The organism is Pseudomonas sp. CGJS7 (genome assembly GCF_036961695.1).
Window position 1 is genome coordinate 73,284 of sequence record NZ_JBAMDI010000036.1, and the last position, 14,373, is coordinate 87,656.

Annotated in this window: 10 protein-coding genes and 1 pseudogene; 6 read left to right on the top strand and 5 right to left on the bottom strand. The window is 64.1% G+C overall.

The features are described 5' to 3' along the window. Window position 1: 1 nt before the first annotated feature. Window positions 2–757, bottom strand: coding sequence for a methyl-accepting chemotaxis protein (locus tag V7787_RS53115; RefSeq protein WP_241792063.1), 756 nt, complete (start codon window positions 755–757; stop codon window positions 2–4). Between the two features lie 102 nt (window positions 758–859). After that, window positions 860–2,146 (bottom strand): annotated as a pseudogene (locus tag V7787_RS53120) (PDC sensor domain-containing protein); the annotation flags it as partial. Between the two features lie 246 nt (window positions 2,147–2,392). On the opposite strand from V7787_RS53120, the gene V7787_RS21790 reads away from it, so the two are divergent. After that, window positions 2,393–3,712 carry a Na+/H+ antiporter family protein gene (locus V7787_RS21790; protein ID WP_064492546.1) on the top strand — a complete coding sequence of 440 codons (1,320 nt, stop codon included), beginning with the start codon at window positions 2,393–2,395 and terminating at the stop codon, window positions 3,710–3,712. Between the two features lie 13 nt (window positions 3,713–3,725). On the opposite strand, the gene V7787_RS21795 is transcribed toward V7787_RS21790, so the two are convergent. The 3 genes from V7787_RS21795 to V7787_RS21805 form a co-directional block, all read right to left on the bottom strand. Beyond that, complete coding sequence (locus V7787_RS21795) at window positions 3,726–4,733, bottom strand: FecR family protein (protein WP_064492545.1); 1,008 nt, start codon at window positions 4,731–4,733, stop codon at window positions 3,726–3,728. 261 nt (window positions 4,734–4,994) lie between these two features. Further along, window positions 4,995–6,764, bottom strand: coding sequence for an acyl-CoA dehydrogenase C-terminal domain-containing protein (locus V7787_RS21800; RefSeq protein WP_064492544.1), 1,770 nt, complete (start codon window positions 6,762–6,764; stop codon window positions 4,995–4,997). Window positions 6,765–6,856: 92 nt separating this feature from the next. Further along, complete coding sequence (locus tag V7787_RS21805; protein WP_019437073.1) at window positions 6,857–8,479, bottom strand: acyl-CoA synthetase; 1,623 nt, start codon at window positions 8,477–8,479, stop codon at window positions 6,857–6,859. 193 nt (window positions 8,480–8,672) lie between these two features. Here V7787_RS21805 and V7787_RS21810 point away from each other — a divergent pair, with 193 nt between their 5' ends. From V7787_RS21810 to V7787_RS21830, 5 genes are all read left to right on the top strand, one after another. Continuing rightward, window positions 8,673–10,079, top strand: a complete 1,407-nt coding sequence (locus V7787_RS21810) for a sensor histidine kinase (protein WP_064492543.1) — start codon at window positions 8,673–8,675, stop codon at window positions 10,077–10,079. A gap of 9 nt (window positions 10,080–10,088) precedes the next feature. Further along, window positions 10,089–10,721 carry a response regulator transcription factor gene (locus tag V7787_RS21815; RefSeq protein ID WP_010954406.1) on the top strand — a complete coding sequence of 211 codons (633 nt, stop codon included), beginning with the start codon at window positions 10,089–10,091 and terminating at the stop codon, window positions 10,719–10,721. Between the two features lie 178 nt (window positions 10,722–10,899). Continuing rightward, the gene (locus tag V7787_RS21820; RefSeq protein ID WP_010954405.1) at window positions 10,900–11,373 is read left to right on the top strand and encodes a MarR family winged helix-turn-helix transcriptional regulator; all 474 of its coding nucleotides are present in this window, start codon (window positions 10,900–10,902) and stop codon (window positions 11,371–11,373) included. A gap of 30 nt (window positions 11,374–11,403) precedes the next feature. Then, the gene (locus tag V7787_RS21825) at window positions 11,404–12,597 is read left to right on the top strand and encodes an HlyD family secretion protein (protein ID WP_336089535.1); all 1,194 of its coding nucleotides are present in this window, start codon (window positions 11,404–11,406) and stop codon (window positions 12,595–12,597) included. Continuing rightward, window positions 12,594–14,129 (top strand): DHA2 family efflux MFS transporter permease subunit, encoded by a 1,536-nt coding sequence (locus V7787_RS21830; protein ID WP_004575310.1) that lies wholly within the window; start codon window positions 12,594–12,596, stop codon window positions 14,127–14,129. The genes V7787_RS21825 and V7787_RS21830 overlap by 4 nt, the downstream gene beginning before the upstream one ends. The last annotated feature ends 244 nt before the right edge of the window (window positions 14,130–14,373 follow it).

Here is a 14,373-nt window from a genome sequence, read left to right on the forward strand (position 1 = left end):
TTCAGACGCGGAACTGGTCCATCAGCGCTTGCTGCTGGTTGGCCAGGCTGTTCAGCGACTGGCTGACCCGCGCCGACTCGTTGGCCTGGCCAGACAGGGATTCAGTGACATCACGAATGGTCGCCACGTTGCTGTTGATTTCCTCGGCTACCGCGCTTTGCTCCTCGGCGGCAGAGGCGATCTGCAGGTTCATGTCGGTGATCACCGTCACCGCCTGGCCAATGCGCTGCAATGCCGTGACGGCTTGGCCGACCTGCTCCACGCCACCTTGGGCCTGGCGGTGGCTGTGGTCCATGGCGCCGACCACTTCGCGGGTGCCGTTCTGCAGGGCTTCGATGACCTGACGGGTTTCTTCCACCGACTCCTGAGTGCGCTGGGCCAGGTTGCGCACCTCATCGGCGACCACGGCAAAGCCACGGCCGGCCTCTCCGGCGCGGGCAGCTTCGATGGCAGCGTTGAGCGCCAGCAGGTTGGTCTGTTCGGCGATCGAGCGGATCACTTCCAGTACCGAGCCGATCTTCTCGCTGTTCTGCGCCAGGCCTTCTATTTCGGCCATGGTGTCGCTCATGTTGGCAGCCAGGGCTCCGATGCTGCTGGTGGTGCGGTCGATTACCGCCAAGCCCTCGCGGGTGGCCTGGTCGGCATCGCGCGCCGCCTGCGCAGCCTGGGCGGCGCTGCGGGCAACGTCCTGGGCGGTGGCGCTCATTTCATGCGAGGCGGTGGCCACCTGGTCGACCTGGCGGTACTGCTGTTCCATGCCGGCGCTGGTTTCAGTGGCAATCGCCGAGGACTGGTCGGCCGTGCCTCGAGCGGCCTGCACCGAGCGTTTGACCTCGGCAATGGTTGGCTGCAACTTGTCGAGGAAGCGGTTGAACCAGCCGGCCAGTTCGCCCAGTTCGTCCTGTTTCTGGTAGGTCAGGCGACGGGTCAGGTCGCCTTCGCCGCTGGCAATGTCCTTCAGCATGGCTGCCACGCCGAGGATCGGCCGGGTAACGCCGCGGGCCATCAGCCATACCAGCAGCAAGCCAGCAATGGCGGCGGCCAGGCCCAGGCTCAGTTCCAGCAAGGTGCCGCTGGTATTGAGCGCGTCAAGTTCCTGCTTCAGGGTTTCGGCCGGCCCGGTCAGGGCGTTTTCCGGCACATCCAGCAACACGCCCCAGGGCTGGGCGTCCGGGATTGGCCGGAATGCCGCCAGCACCTTCAAGCGCTGCCGGTCGTGGAGGGTGGTCAGCTTGCCCTCGGCCAGCTTGCGCACCAGCTCGGCGCCTTTGGTCGGGTCTACCTGGTCGAAGCGCTGGGCCAGCTTGCTGGCATCGGCGCTGTAGCCGGCCAACAGGCCGACCGGGGTGAGAATGCCGACCGTGGTGCGGCCTTCGTAGAGGCTGCGGCTGGCCTCCTGGCTCAGTGCCTGCAGGCTATTGAGGTTGATGTCGATGGACAGGGTGGCAATGATCTTGCCGTTGACCGCCAGCGGGAACACGATGCTGGTCATCAGCACCTGCTGGCCGTCGATGTCGTAGAAGTAGGGCTCCACCACACACACCTTGCCGGAGGTGCGTGGGCATACCCACCAGGTGTTGGCCGGCTGGCCGCTGGGGCCGATCTCGGTGTTGGCCATGTCATGTTCGGGCAGGGCCATCGAGGTCAGCTGGCCAGCGCGTGGCTGCGACCAGTACAGGGCAAAGCGCCCGGTTTCGTTGCTGCCCAATTCTGCCTTGCCGGCAAACAGGCTGTCCTTGTTGTCCAGGGCATTGGGCTCGAACACCAGTGACAGGCCGAGCAGGTCGGGGTTGGCTTGCAGTGCGGCGCGCACCTGGCGGGTCATGTCCTCGCGCAGGTCGAAGGCATCGAGAAAGCGCTTTTCGGCCTGCTCGCGCAGGAACAGCACCTGACGGGCGAAGCCGGCGCCGTACTGGTAGGCATCCATGAACTGGCGGCGAATGTTCAACGCTTGCACTTCACCTTGTGACTCGATACGCGACTGCGCCGCCTCGGTCAGCATCTGCATGCTGCTGGCCTTGACCAGGTCCGAACTGTGATCCATGCGGTACAGCGACAGGCCGACGAGCAAGGTGACGATAGCGGCCAGACAGAGACCGGCGAGCAGGGTGATCTTCCACTGGATGGAAAGTTGTCGCAAAGGCATGGGGGCGGATCCCTTTTTGGCAATAAGGGTTATGGCTGTATCTGCGATGGGGCCGGGAGGTGTCAAAGCGCTCCCGCCAGGCACCTCGCTGCCTCCCACAATATCGGCCCCTGCCGTTTTTTCTTTATTCAAACATTCAATTTAAATTTGAACGCCACTAACGCGCCGCATCAAGGCGCTTTTGACATCTGCCGCCCACTGCTTCAGAGTTCGCGCTTTTTTCTGTCGTAATGAGGTAAGCCAACCATGAATGCAGTGATCGCCGCGGTCGGCATCATGCTGATACTCAGCCTGTCCCGCGTGCACGTGGTCATCGCCCTGATCATCGGCGCCCTGGCCGGTGGGCTGGTGGGCGGCCTGGGCATCGAAGGCACGCTCAAGGCCTTCAACGGTGGCCTCGGTGGTGGTGCCACGGTGGCTTTGTCCTATGCACTGCTGGGTGCTTTTGCCGTGGCGATTGCCAAGTCTGGCCTGGCGCATGCGCTGGCCGACCGCGCCCTGGGCATGATCGACCGGCGGGGCGACGCCAATGGCGGCAAGCTCAAATGGCTGATGATCGGCCTGATGCTGGCGGTGGCCGTGTCGTCCCAGAACATCCTGCCCATCCACATTGCCTTCATTCCGCTGCTGGTACCCCCTCTGTTGTACGTGCTGACGCGCCTGCGTATCGACCGCCGGCTGATCGCCTGTGTGATCACCTTTGGCCTGATCACCCCGTACATGTTCCTGCCGGTGGGCTTCGGCAACATCTTCCTCAACGAGATCCTGCTGGCCAATGTTGCCCGCGCGGGTGTCGATGTAAGCGGCGTCAACGTCACCCACGCCATGGCCATCCCGGCTGCCGGCATGCTCGTCGGCCTGCTGGTGGCGGTGTTCATCAGCTACCGCAAGAAACGTGACTACGACCTGGCGCGCATCCAGCAGGTGGAGCAGGTGAGCGTGCAGTACAACCCGCTGACCTTGCTGGTGGCCGGGCTGGCGATCGCTGCAGCCTTCATCGTCCAGCTGTTGCTGGACTCGATGATCATCGGTGCCATGGTCGGTTTCCTGATCTTCTCGCTGTCGGGCATCGTCAAGTGGAAAGAGACCGACGACCTGTTCACCGAAGGCATGAAGATGATGGCCATGATCGGCTTCATCATGATTACCGCGTCCGGCTTTGCCGAGGTGATGAAGGCCACCGGTGAGGTTAAGAGCCTGGTGGAAACCTCGGCGCAGTGGATCGACCACAGCAAGGGCATCGGTGCCTTGCTGATGCTGTTGGTAGGCCTTTTGGTGACCATGGGGATCGGCTCGTCGTTCTCCACCGTGCCGATCCTGGCTGCGATCTTCGTGCCGCTGTGCGTGCAACTGGGCTTCGACCCGTTGGCCACGGTGTGCATCATCGGTACTGCCGGTGCGTTGGGCGATGCAGGTTCGCCTGCCTCGGACTCGACCCTGGGCCCGACCTCGGGCCTGAACGTGGATGGCCAGCACCACCACATCTGGGACACCGTGGTGCCCACCTTCATCCATTACAACCTGCCGTTGATGGCGTTCGGCTGGTTGGCAGCGATGACCTTGTAAGGCGGGGAGGGCGTCAGCCCTTGTCGGGCGGCGGCGAGATGCGATTGAGCACGGTGCTGCCGTCCTTGCTGCGGGTCAGGTAGACCGGCAGGACTTTGGGCAGGTTGTTGACCAGGTGCCCCACTTCACGGGTGTTGTAGATGCCGCTGATGCGAATGCGGCCGGTGCTGGCATCGGCCAGTAGCAGCGGGGCGTCGAGGTAGCGGTTGATCACCGGCAGCGCCTGTTCCAGGCTCAGGTTATCGAGCACCAGCTTGCCGCTGCGCCATGCCAGGCTGTTGCCATAGTCGTCGCTTTGCTCCAGCTGCGGCTCGAAGTCGCCCTTGTGGTAGCTGGCCTGCATGCCAGGGCCAAGGCGGTAGCCACCGGCATTGCCCTCACTGGACACCAGCACTGAACCTTCCACCAGGGTGACCTTCACCTGGTCCTGGTACTTCCACACGTTGAACTGGGTGCCGGTGACCCGGGTCTGGCCACTGCCGGCACGCACGATGAACGGGTGGCTGCTGTCGTGTCGCACCTTGAAGAACGCCTCGCCGCGCTTGAGCGTGACCTGGCGTTGGTCCTTGTAGTTGAGGAAGGTGAGTTCGGTGTGGAGGTTGAGCTGTACCGTGCTGCCGTCGCTGAGCTCCACGGTCTGCATGCGGTCACCGGCTTCGAAGTGCTGGTAGTGGTTGGGCAACCAGCCCTGTTCCCACCCCATCCAGCCGGCCAGCGGCAGCACTGCCAGGGCGATGGCCGCAGCAGACGCCAGCGGCCGCCAGTTGCGAGGGCGGGCGGCGTGTCTGGCGGGTGGGTTGAAGTCGATGACGGTGGCGCTGCGCGGCAGCAGGTCGGCTGTTTGCCAGATTTCCAGCATCGCCTGATATTCTTCGTCATGCCGCGGGTCGGCCGCCAACCAGTCAGCGAATGCTTCACGCTCGGCCTGCGTGCAATCTTCGGCGTGAAGGCGCATGCACCAATGCGCTGCGGCGTCGGTGATGGCATCGTCTGGGTTGGGATTGAGGCGGTCGTGGTTCATTGCGGCTCCGGGTTTTGCGCATTCTACCCTTGCGGGAGGGCTCCCGAGAACCAATGTAATGGCGAATGACTATCAGTTGTGCCGGTTTTTCGTCGGATTAGCCACGGTTTTTCAGTGTTTGAGAACCCTTCGCGGGCAAAAGACGATGCCTGCAATGGCCTCCGGTGCAGCCTGGTGCTGCGAAGATGTCAGTGTTTGCAGGTACCGGCCTCTTCGCAGCACACGGCTGCCCTTGCAACAAGCGCGTCGGCGACCCACCGGTCAGAACTGTGTGGCCTCTAGCCCATAAAGGCTGCCACTACCGGCCCGAATGCTCGCCTCCAGCCCCAACCCCCGCGGCAAGACCCGCTGGAAATAGAACGCCGCACAGGCAAGCTTCGCGCCATGAAACGCGTCGTCCTCATCACGTTTGGCCAGCGCCACCGCCGCCATCCGCGCCCACATGTACGCATAGGCCGTCAGCCCGAACAGCTGCAGGTACTCAACCGCTACCGCGCTGACCAGGTTGGCATCCTCGCCAGCCTGCGCCCGCAGCCAGCTGCTGGTGGCCTCCAGCCGCGCCAGGCTCGCCTGCAGGGCCTCGCGGTGCAAGGGCGCATCCACACTGAAGGCGCGCACTTCGCTGGCAAAGCTGGCCAACGCCTGGCCACCGTCGGCCAGCACCTTGCGCCCCAGCAGATCAAGGGCCTGGATGCCGTTGGTGCCTTCATAGATCTGTGCAATGCGCACGTCTCGCACCCGTTGCTCCTGGCCCCATTCGCGGATGTAGCCATGACCGCCGTACACCTGCTGGCCAAGCACGCAGCTTTCCAGGCCGTTATCAGTGAAGAATGCCTTGGCCACCGGTGTCAGCAGTGCCACCAGGCGCTGGGCATGCTCGCGCTCGCCAGCGTCTTCGGCATAGCGTGCCACGTCCAGTTGCTGGCCAACGTAGACGGCGAACGCCCGACCTGCTTCGGTGAGGGTGCGCATGGTCAGCAGCATGCGCCGGACATCACCATGGTGGATGATCGGGTCGGCCGCCTTGTCGAGTGCCTGCGGGCCAGTCGCTGCGCGGCTCTGCAGGCGCTCGTTGGCATAGCGGGCGGCGCTCTGGTAGGAGGCTTCGGCACATCCGATGCCCTGTATGCCGATGGACAGGCGCTCGTAGTTCATCATGGTGAACATCGCTGCCAGGCCCTTGTTCGGCTCGCCCACCAGGTAACCGATGGCACCGTCAAAGTTCATGACGCAGGTCGCCGAGGCCTTGATGCCCATCTTGTGCTCGATCGAGCCACAATGCACAGCATTGCGCGCGCCCAGGCGGCCATCGGCCTCGACCAGGAATTTGGGCACCAGGAACAGCGATATGCCTTTGGCACCGGCGGGCGCATCCGGCATTTTGGCCAGCACCAGGTGGACGATGTTCTCGGTCAGGTCCTGCTCGCCGCCGGTAATGAAGATCTTGCTGCCACTGATGCGCACGCTGCCATCGGCCTGAGGCTCGGCGCGGGTGCGGATCAGCCCCAGGTCAGTGCCGGCATGGGGTTCGGTCAGGCACATGGTGCCGGCCCAGCGGCCTTCGTACAGCGGTGGCAGGTAAGTGGCCTTGAGCGCTTCGTTGGCGTGGGCATCGATCGCCAGGCAGCTGCCTGCGCTCAATGCCGAATACAGGCTGAAGCTGCAGTCAGCCGCGTAGAGCATCTCTTCGAACAGCACGCCGAGCATCTTTGGCATGCCCATGCCGCCGTATTCCGGGTTGCCGCCCAAGCCGACCCAGCCGCCTTCGCGGTAGGTGTTCCAGGCCTCGCGAAAGCCCTCGGGGGTGGTGACTTGGCCTGCGTCGAAGCACACACCTTGCTCGTCACCGTTGCGGCTGAGCGGGGCGATCAGCTGGCCGGTGACTTTGGATGCTTCCTCGAGAATGGCGTCGGCAGTGTCGGCATCGATGCGTTCGGCCAGGGCGGGCAGTCGGGCCCACAGGCCCGAAGCGTTGAACACGTCATGCAGGACGAAGCGCATGTCGCGCAGGGGGGCGGAATAAGTGGTCATCGGCAGCTCTAGCAATAGTGGGGGAGGGTTGGGCGTGCGCTGAACCTTCAGGCGCAGCCGTGTGCTGCGCCTGAAGGGGAGTGGCTACGGCATCAGAGGGCCTTGGCCCGGTCGCGCAGCACGTACTTCTGGATCTTGCCGGTCGAGGTCTTGGGCAGCTCGCCGAACACTACGGTCTTCGGCACCTTGAACCCGGCCAGGTGCTCGCGGCACCAACTGGTGATGTCGGCTTCACGGGTGTCCTCCCGGCCTGGCTTTAAGGCAACGAAGGCGCACGGGGTCTCGCCCCATTTTTCATCCGGGCGTGCCACCACGGCGGCTTCCAGCACTGCCGGGTGCTTGTACAGGGCGTCTTCGACCTCGATGGTGGAGATGTTCTCGCCACCGGAAATGATGATGTCCTTGAGCCGGTCCTTGATCTCGATATAGCCGTCGGCATGCCACACGGCCAGGTCGCCGGTGTGGAACCAGCCGCCACGGAAGGCTTCGGCGGTGGCTTCAGGGTTCTTCAGGTAGCCCTTCATCACCGTGTTGCCGCGCATGAAGATTTCGCCCAGGGTATCGCCGTCGCGGGGTACTGGCTGAAGGGTTTGCGGGTCGGCGACCATCAGGCCGTCGAGGGTCGGGTAGCGCACGCCTTGGCGAGATTTGATCCGTGCACGCTCTTCCAGCGAAAGCGCATCCCATTCGTCATGCCAGGCACACACGGTCACCGGGCCGTAGACCTCGGTCAGGCCATAGGTGTGGGTGACCTTGATGCCCATTTGCTCCACGGCGCCGATGACCTTGGCCGGTGGTGCGGCGCCGGCGACCATGGCCTGCACCGGGTGCTCGATGGCTGCCTTGGCCGCCTCGGGCATGTTGACCAGTGCGTTGAGCACGATCGGCGCACCGCACAGGTGGCTGACTTTGTGCTCGCGGATCAGGGTCAGGATCTTCTGCGGGTCGACCCGGCGCAGGAACACATGGGTGCCGGCCAGGGCGGTGATGGTCCAGGGGTAGCACCAGCCGTTGCAGTGGAACATCGGCAACGTCCACAGGTACACCGGGCGGTGGCCCATGGCCCAGGTCATCTGGTTGCCCAGTGCGTTCAGGTAGGCGCCGCGGTGGTGGTAGACAACGCCCTTGGGGTTGCCGGTGGTGCCGGAGGTGTAGTTCAGCGAAATGGCCTGCCACTCGTCATCGGGCCATTCCCAGGCAAATTCCGGGTCGCCTTCGTTGAGCAGGGCCTCATAGTCCAGCTCGCTGACCGCGCGGCCCTCGCCGTACTCCGGGTCATCCACATCAACCACCAGCGGCGGGTGTTCAAGCAGTGCCAGAGCGCCTTCGATGACCGCATGGAACTCGCGGTCGGTGATCAGTACCTTGGCCTCGCCATGCTGCAGCATGAAGGCGATGGCCTCGGCATCCAGGCGCACGTTCAGGGTATTGAGCACGGCACCGGTCATGGGTACGCCGAAGTGCGCCTCGAGCATGGTCGGGGTGTTGGGCAGCATCACTGCCACGGTGTCGCCACGGCCAATGCCACGACCGGCCAGGGCGCTGGCCAGGCGCCGACAGCGTTGGTAGGTTTCTTGCCAGTTGCGGCGGATGGCGCCGTGGATGACGGCGGGGTAGTTGCCGTACACGGCGGCGGTGCGTTCAATGAAGCTCAGCGGGGTGAGGGCGACATGGTTGACGGCAGCGGGCATCAGGCCCTGGGCATAGATCGACATGCGGTAATCCTGTAAGGGAGGCAGACGCAGCCTGTGCACCTGGCCCCCGATGGCTGATTGTTAGCTCTGTTCAGGGTGCAGGGGGCGGACGGTGGGCCGCCCCCTCTGTCGCAGTTTTACGCGAGTCGCTATGGTATTAGGAATATCGACTATAGCAATATAGTAAAACTACTATAAAAACAGGCCGCCTACCGTGGATGACACTGCTTACCCCTTGCTTGGCAAAGACCCGCAACCCAGTCTGTTGCTGGCCAGTGATGCAAGCCCGCTGGCACTCAACCCGGCATTGCAGGCCTGGGTCGCCGAAGGGCCCGAGCTGGCTCGCTGGCTGCCGGCCAATTGCGCCGCCCTGGTGCGTGCCTGTCTGCGTCAGCATCGGGCGATCAGCGATGTCGAAGTGCAGGTCGGCGAACGCATCGTGTTGTGGACGTTCATGCCGGACAACCAGGGCCAGCAGGTGCTGGGGCGCTGCCGCGATGCCAGTGAAGAGCGCCATGGCGCACGCGAAGCCAACCGCGCCCGACGCCTGTATCGGCTGATCATCGAAAACACCACCGACCTGATTTCCCGGCACAGCCCCGATGGCCGCTTTCTCGATGCCTCACCGGCAGCCTACCGCCTGCTCGGCCTGTGGCCCGAGCAGCTGCGTGGCATGCCTGTACATACCCTGCTGCATCCGCGCGAGCGGCGTCAGGTACTGCGTCAGGCCTCAGCCGCACTGGACCAGGACGGCTACCACACGATGACTTGCCGGGTACGCCAGGCAACAGGTGACTACCGTTGGTTCGAAATCGCCAGCCGGGCGATCCGCGAGACCTATACCGGCGCGGTGGTGGAGGTGGTCAGCGTGTCCCGCGACATCACCTTGCGCATCGAAGCGCAGGAAAGCCTGGCGCACAGTGCCCGCCTCGCTACCCTGGGCGAGCTGGCCTCGGGCATCGCCCATGAGATCAATCAGCCACTGGCCGCGGTGGTCAACTATGCCAACGCCAGTCAGCGTTACCTGCAGGGCCTGGAACGTGATCCCCAGGCGCGCGAGCGGGTAGGCCAGGGCCTGCAGCGTATCAGCGAGCAGGCCACCCATGCCGCCGAAGTGATCCGCCGTCTGCGTGCCTTCCTGCGCAAGGGGCCGCGCCGCCTGCAGGCACTGGACGTGGCCGAGCTGGCCGGCGAAGCCATGCGCCTGTGCGCCTGGGAAGCCGCGCGGGACCAGGTGCAGGTGGAGCTTCGCATGAGCGCTCAACTGCCCTTGGTGTATGCCGACCGGGTGCTGCTGGAGCAGGTGCTGCTCAACCTGCTGCGCAATGCCATCGATGCCAATCGCGAGCAGCAGGGGGAGCGGCCGTCACGTATCCTGCTCTGCGCGGCGCGCGATGGCGATGGGGTGCTGGTCGAGGTAGCTGACCAGGGCCCGGGCGTGGCACCCGAGCGGCTGGATGAAATCTTCACGCCCTTTACCACCAGCAAGGCCGACGGCCTGGGCTTGGGCTTGAGCATGAGCCGCAGCCTGATCGAAGGCTTCGGTGGCAGCCTGTGGGCGCGGGCGGGTGACAACGGCGGTCTGGTACTGTGCTGCCGGCTGGCGGTCAGCAGGGAATAAGGGGAGGCAGTGTTGCAAGCAAAAGTGTATGTGGTCGATGACGACCAGGGTATGCGCGACTCTACGGTCTGGCTGCTGCAGTCGGTGGGCCTGCAAGCCTTGCCGTTTGCCAGCGGGCAAGCGTTTCTCGACGCCTGCGTCGATGATGGGCCCGCCTGTGTGCTGTTGGATGTGCGCATGCCGGGGCTGGGCGGGCTGGCTGTGCAGCAGGCGATGCGCGAGCGTGGCCTGATGGTGCCGGTGATCTTCGTCAGCGGTCATGCCGATGTGCCGATCGTGGTGCGGGCGTTCAAGGCCGGCGCCTGCGACTTCATCGAAAAACCCTACAACGATCAGTTGCTGCTCGACAGCGTTCAAGCTGCGCTGGAGCACGCCGGGCTGGCGCGACAGGGCGATCAGGCACTGGCCTTGGTGCAGGCGCGCATCGACGGCCTGACGCCGCGTGAGCGAGACGTCTTCGTACCGTTGGCCCAAGGGTTGAACAACCGCGAGATTGCCGAGCAGTTGGGCATCAGCGTCAAGACCGTGGACCTGTACCGAGGCCGGGTGATGAAGCGGTTGCAGGCGGGCAGCCTGGCAGAGCTGGTGGGAATGGCGATTGCTTGCGGGGCGGTGGAGGCGCTGGGCCTGCGAGCACGTTAACCGCCCTTACGCAGGCCCTGGCAGGGGCGGCCTTGTGTGTCGCGATGGGCCGCAGGGCGCGCCTGCGGGGGCGGTGTGACCGGCAGAAAACACGAATATTTAATAGCTGCCTAATGAAGGCTTTGACATTAACTGCCTAAGCAGTAATATTTCTACACACTTAACTGAGCAGTCAACGATGGCCCATTTCTCCCCCGAAAACTTTCAGACCTGCGCCATCGGCATGTTGCTGGGCCGCGCAGCGATCCTCAAAGACCGCATTCTTGACTGGCACCTGGAGTCAGAGGGCGTCACCGCCGCGCAGTTCAAAGTGCTGATCATCGTCACCCAGTACCAGGTGGATACCCCGGCCGAACTGTGCCGTTACCTGGGCCTGGACAGCGGTTCGATGACCCGCATGCTCGACCGCCTCGAGCAGAAGGAGCTGATCGTGCGCAACCGCTGCGCCGACGACCGTCGCCAGGTGCGCCTGGCACTCACCGCCGACGGCCAGCGCCTGGCCAACCGCCTGCCGGAAATCGGCGCCGCCGCCATGAACGAGTTGTGCGGCGTGCTGGCACCTGAGGAGCTCAAGACCCTGGAAGGCCTGCTGGCCAAGGTGCTGCTCAGTGCTGGCGACCCGTTGACGATCCGCCGCTTCGGCGACCGTTGAACCCTGTAACGAATTATCCAAGGTATTGTCATGGCCACTCCCACAGACACCCCGACTCCCTCCGTCGCGCCTGAGCCGTCGCGCAAGCGCAAGGCTTGGCTGCTTGGCCTGCTGTTGCTGCTGATCCTTGCCGGGGTCGGCACCTGGGCCTGGTACAGCATTGTCGGGCGTTGGCACGAAAGCACCGACGATGCCTACGTCAACGGCAACGTGGTGGAAATCACCCCGCTGGTCGCTGGCACCGTTACCAGCATCGGGGCCGATGACGGCGACCTGGTCCATGCCGGCCAGATATTGCTGCAATTCGACCCGGCCGACAGCGAAGTGGCCTTGCAGTCCGCCGAAGCCAAGCTGGCACGCAGCGTGCGGCAGGTCCGTGGGCTGTACAGCAACGTCGACTCGCTGAAGGCTCAACTGGAAACGCGCCAAGCCGAACTGCGCAAGGCGCAGCAGGACTTCAACCGGCGCAAGGTGCTGGCTGACAGCGGTGCGATTGCCGCCGAAGAACTGTCCCATGCCCGCGACGACCTGAGCGTTGCCCAGGCCGCCGTCAACAGCGCGCGGCAACAGCTCAGCACCAGCAGCGCGCTGGTCGACGACACCGTAGTGTCGTCGCACCCCGATGTCATGGCTGCTGCTGCCGACCTGCGTCAGGCCTACCTCGACCACGCCCGCACCACGCTGGTCGCGCCGGTCACCGGCTACGTCGCCAAGCGTACCGTCCAGTTGGGCCAGCGCCTGCAGCCGGGCACCGCGACCATGGCGGTCATCCCGCTGGATCAGGTGTGGATCGATGCCAACTTCAAGGAAACCCAGCTGCGAGAGATGCGCATCGGCCAGCCGGTGGAGATCACCGCTGATGTGTACGGCAGTGAGGTCAAGTACAGCGGCACGGTCGACAGCCTTGGCGCGGGCACCGGCAGCGCCTTTGCCTTGCTGCCGGCGCAGAACGCCACCGGCAACTGGATCAAGATTGTCCAGCGAGTACCCGTGCGCATCCACCTCAGCCCCGACCAGCTCAAGGACCACCCGCTACGTATCGGCCTGTCCACCGTGGTTGAAGTCGACCTGCATGACCAGAGCGGCCCGACCCTGGCCCAGCAGCCACCGCAGAAGGCCAGCTACACCACCCAGGTGTATGACCACCAGCTGATCGAAGCCGACAACCTGATCGCCCGGCTGATTCACGAGAACAGCGCAACCGGCAAGACGGCGCAACGATGAGCAACAACGCCGCTGCCCAGTTCACGCCGCCGAGTCTGCTGCTGACCACCATCGGCCTGTCGCTCGCGACGTTCATGCAGGTGCTGGACACCACCATCGCCAACGTGGCCCTGCCGACCATTTCCGGCAACCTGGGGGTGAGCTACGAGCAAGGCACCTGGGTCATCACCTCGTTCGCGGTGAGCAACGCTATTGCCTTGCCGCTGACCGGCTGGCTGAGCCGGCGCTTTGGTGAAGTGAAACTGTTCATCTGGGCCACGCTGCTGTTCGTGCTGGCTTCGTTCCTGTGCGGTATCGCCCAGTCGATGCCCGAGCTGGTCGGCTTTCGTGTCTTGCAGGGCGTGGTCGCCGGGCCGCTTTACCCGATGACCCAGACCCTGCTGATTGCTGTCTATCCCCCGGCAAAACGGGGGATGGCACTGGCGCTGCTGGCGATGGTCACGGTGGTGGCGCCGATTGCCGGACCGATTCTTGGGGGCTGGATTACCGATAGCTACAGCTGGCCATGGATCTTCTTCATCAATGTGCCCATCGGCCTGTTCGCTGCTGCCGTGGTGCGCCAGCAGATGCGCACGCGCCCGGTGGTCACCAGCCGCCAGCCGATGGATTACATTGGCCTGCTGACCCTGATTATCGGCGTCGGTGCCTTGCAGGTAGTGCTGGACAAGGGCAACGATCTGGACTGGTTCGAATCGTCGTTCATCATTGTCGGCAGCCTGATTTCGGTGGTGTTCCTGGCGGTGTTCGTGATCTGGGAGCTGACCGACCGGCACCCGGTGGTCAACTTGCGCCTGTTTGTGCATCGCAACTTCCGCATTGGCACCATTGTGCTGGTCGGGGGGTATGCCGGGTTCTTCGGTATCAACCTGATCCTGCCGCAGTGGTTGCAGACGCAGATGGGCTATACCGCGACCTGGGCAGGCCTGGCGGTGGCGCCGATCGGTTTGCTGCCGGTGATCATGTCGCCGTTCGTGGGCAAATATGCGCACCGGTTCGACTTGCGGGTGCTGGCTGGGTTGGCGTTCCTGGCGATTGGCACCAGTTGCTACATGCGTGCCGGTTTCACCAGCGAGGTGGACTTCCAGCACGTGGCCTTGGTGCAGTTGTTCATGGGGATTGGCGTGGCGTTGTTCTTCATGCCGACCTTAAGCATTCTGCTGTCTGACCTGCCGCCGCACCAGATTGCCGACGGTTCGGGGCTGGCAACATTCCTGCGAACCTTGGGCGGGAGTTTTGCGGCTTCGTTGACCACCTGGATCTGGATCCGTCGGGCGGACCAGCACCATGCCTACCTGAGTGAGCACATCAGCCAGTTCGACCCGACGACGCGGCATACCCTTGAGCAGTTGGGCGGGGCCAGCCCGCAGAGTTATGCGCAGTTGGAGCAGATACTCAATGGGCAGGCTTACATGATGTCGACGGTGGATTACTTCACCTTGATGAGCTGGGTGTTTGCCGGGTTGATTCTGCTGGTGTGGTTCGCCAAGCCGCCCTTTACCGCCAAGGCGGGCCCGGCATCGGCGGGGCATTGAGTGCACTCGCACTCGCTCTCGCTCTCGCTTCGGCTTTTGATTTTGCTTCTAAGCGCGCGATAGCCCAGGCGCCGCGGATTGCGACTTCAGGAGGCCGAGCGTAGGGCTTGCGAAGGGAGGTGACGGGCATGGATGCCCGTCAAGCGCTGAGGCCCCATGGATGGGGCCTGCAGCGCGTACTCCCGGGAGCAAGCCCGGAGCGAGGGAACCCCGGAGCGTAGCGCAGGGGCCGGATGATAGGAGC